At 48.4% G+C, this 2,580-nt stretch carries 3 protein-coding genes and 1 other RNA gene; 1 reads left to right on the forward strand and 3 read right to left on the reverse strand.

The window, feature by feature from the left end; translation table 11 throughout:
* The 3 genes from WCO51_12245 to WCO51_12255 form a co-directional block, all read right to left on the reverse strand.
* Positions 1–689: heme exporter protein CcmB (locus WCO51_12245; protein MEI6514024.1), on the reverse strand; the 689-nt coding region annotated here is incomplete at its 3' end.
* Entirely contained in the window at positions 637–1,257 is a 621-nt protein-coding gene (locus WCO51_12250) for an ABC transporter ATP-binding protein (protein MEI6514025.1), read from the reverse strand. The genes WCO51_12250 and WCO51_12245, both read right to left, overlap by 53 nt.
* A 240-nt stretch (positions 1,258–1,497) precedes the next feature.
* Positions 1,498–1,776, reverse strand: a complete 279-nt coding sequence (locus WCO51_12255; GenBank protein ID MEI6514026.1) for a stress-induced protein — start codon at positions 1,774–1,776, stop codon at positions 1,498–1,500.
* Between the two features lie 273 nt (positions 1,777–2,049).
* Here WCO51_12255 and rnpB point away from each other — a divergent pair.
* Positions 2,050–2,387, forward strand: an RNA gene (rnpB, locus tag WCO51_12260) — RNase P RNA component class A.
* The last annotated feature ends 193 nt before the right edge of the window (positions 2,388–2,580 follow it).

Raw genomic sequence — 2,580 nt, forward strand, 5'->3', positions numbered from 1 at the left:
ATCAACGGAGAAAGTGCCGTTAGGGCGATTAAGTAGGCTAGCAGGCCGCCGATTGAACTCCAGGCATAGGAGAGTTCGATCCCGCCTATTAAAGCTGCTTTTGTGCCGGTTACTGCTAATGCTATTTGAGGGATAAGAATCGGGAAGGCAATGACCGCTAAAAGCGTGCCTCGGCTATTGGCTTTTGCCACTAACGCGCCGCAGGTCGTGATGCCGACCGTCAAGCATAGTCCCCCTAAGAGCAAGATTAATAAAAACAAACCCCAATTAGCGGGTTTGACGCCTAATAATAATATAAAAAGAGGGATGATAACAATCCCCAAGACCGTTAAAAGCGTTAGATGGAAACCAAGTTTGCCAAAATAGACGGCCGTAGGGGCAGCCGCGAGTCGAAGGGAATCCGCTGTGCTTTGCTCCTCTTCGATCAAAAATCCTCTCGCCAAAGCCGTAATCCCCGTGAACAAGAGCGCTACCCACAAAAGGCCCGACTGCACATCCGCTGATAATTGGCCGGAAGAGGTCGATGTGGCTAAACCAAGAGCGATGACCGTCATCACGCCAAAAAGCAGAGCGGTCAAAACCCCATGACGGCTTCTCCACTCGGCTGTTATATCTTTTCGCCAAACCGCTAATGCCTCACGCACCCAATTCGAGCGCAAGTTCACCATATTGGTGTTCGTCAATATCATTGGTTGCGACGATGAGGATCCCGCGTTCTCGTTGCTGAGCGATGACTTCATCCAATACCTTTCGTCCGACTTCATCAAGACCGCTTCCAGGTTCATCGAGTAATAAGAGCGCAGGCGAATGCATAGTAGCAATCGCCAACCGCAATCGCTGTTTCATCCCGGTTGAATAAGCTCCCACTAAATCGTCCCCTCGACCCTTCAGATCAAACCGAACCAAAGTTTCTTCGATTTGAGTTTGATTCAAACTAAGCCCTCTTACCTCGCTAAAGAAATGAAGATGCTCTTTACCGGTAAGAGTCAAATAGAGGGCCAAATCCAGCGCCGAGAGCCCAATCCAGTGGCGACGCTCATCCCCTATCGTTGAGTTAGAATTAATGTTGAGGCTAACAATACCCTCGGTCGGCGAGAGTAAGCTGGCGATGAGTTTAACCAAAGTACTCTTACCAGAGCCGTTCCTGCCGGTTACGACTAGCGAATCACCGCTTTTCAACTCAAAATCGAGCTGTCTTATAACCCACCGCTTATCGTATTTTTTACCTAAACTTTCGATGCATAGATTAGCTAGCATTTCTTAATCGAAGTATACCACTGAGTGACACCTAGGGAAACTTTGTTTCACGTGAAACTTGTATAGCTTATCTGTTGGGATTGCGTATTAAGGGAAGGCAAAAAGGAAAAGGCACTTAGGTCCGCTTCTCTGTTGACGAAATAAATCTATCAATGAGAATCACCCTCATGCCATCAGTCAAAACTTGTTGAGTTTTACAAAGGCATCTTTGCCCTGTTCTTAAAAGGATCGTCCAACGAGCTAACCTTTTTTAGATCCGCCTTTTCTGCCGATTTTTGCCATGTGCTCTCGGTCACGAGACACTTCTAAACCGCCTCTGCGTCCAATCTCAGCCATATGGCTTCGATCTTGAGATACTTTCATGCCACCCTTACGACCTGCTTGCGCATGACCTTCAGGATCGCCGTGCCAACCGCGTCCGGATTCGCCAGAAGCGCTTCCCGCGCCTTTCTTTGAAACCTGATCCTGACTCGATGATCCGGCTTGAGTGGGCTTGTTTTCTGTGTTATCAGTATACATAGCTTCCTCCTGGTCTAAACTGCTGACCAATAGATTTGTTTGATACACTTCCCTACGCATTTTAGATATGCACGGTTCCTGCATTTGTGTGCAAACCGAACATTTCGCGTAAAGATGCTATAGAATGAATGAGCATAATAATAAACTAGTTAATTTACCAGGATAGGGTAAAGGCATTTTGCCATATTGCTCATCAGAAATAAATAATGAGTTACCGCCTGTTTATCAACTTCCTGCCGGATGGAATTCATATCGCGTATAATATTAGTGCGAGAAGCTATTCGGGTGACGGCTCTGGAAACAGAGAGGAAAGTCCGGGCTTCATAGGGCACGGCGCCGAGTAACACTCGGTCGAGGTGACTCGAAGGAAAGTGCCACAGAAACATACCGCCCGATTTAATCGTGGTAAGGGTGAAATGGTGCGGTAAGAGCGCACCGGGGTCTGGGGTAACTCAGACCGCCGGGTAAACCCCGCCGGAAGCAAGACCTGACAGGAGGGGACGAGGCTGCCCGCTGACCCTCCGGGTTGGTCGCATGAGCTGTTGGGTAACCACCAGCCAAGATAGATCGTCACACAAAAACAGAACCCGGCTTATAGAGTAGCTTCTCGTACTACGAAAGTGAGCTGATGGCTTTGAACGATGCGGTGCAAATTAGGGAATTGGCTCAGCATGGGCGAGCTTTATTGAGAGTCTTGGTCGAAAACCAGGAACGGTTTGGCGTGCGAAGGCTTTCAGAACAGGAAGCGGCTGCGATTAATGATTGGCGTATTAAAGTGAAGGTGATGGAACTCTGGGATGGGGC

The sequence above is a fragment of the bacterium genome (genome assembly GCA_037131655.1).
GTDB lineage: Bacteria > Armatimonadota > Fimbriimonadia > Fimbriimonadales > JBAXQP01 > JBAXQP01.

Excerpts from the sequence above, each read along its gene's own strand:
- WCO51_12250 (MEI6514025.1), bottom strand. The coding sequence starts at position 1,257 with ATGCTAGCTAATCTATGCATCGAAAGTTTAGGTAAAAAATACGATAAG.
- WCO51_12255 (MEI6514026.1), bottom strand. The coding sequence starts at position 1,776 with ATGTATACTGATAACACAGAAAACAAGCCCACTCAAGCCGGATCATCG.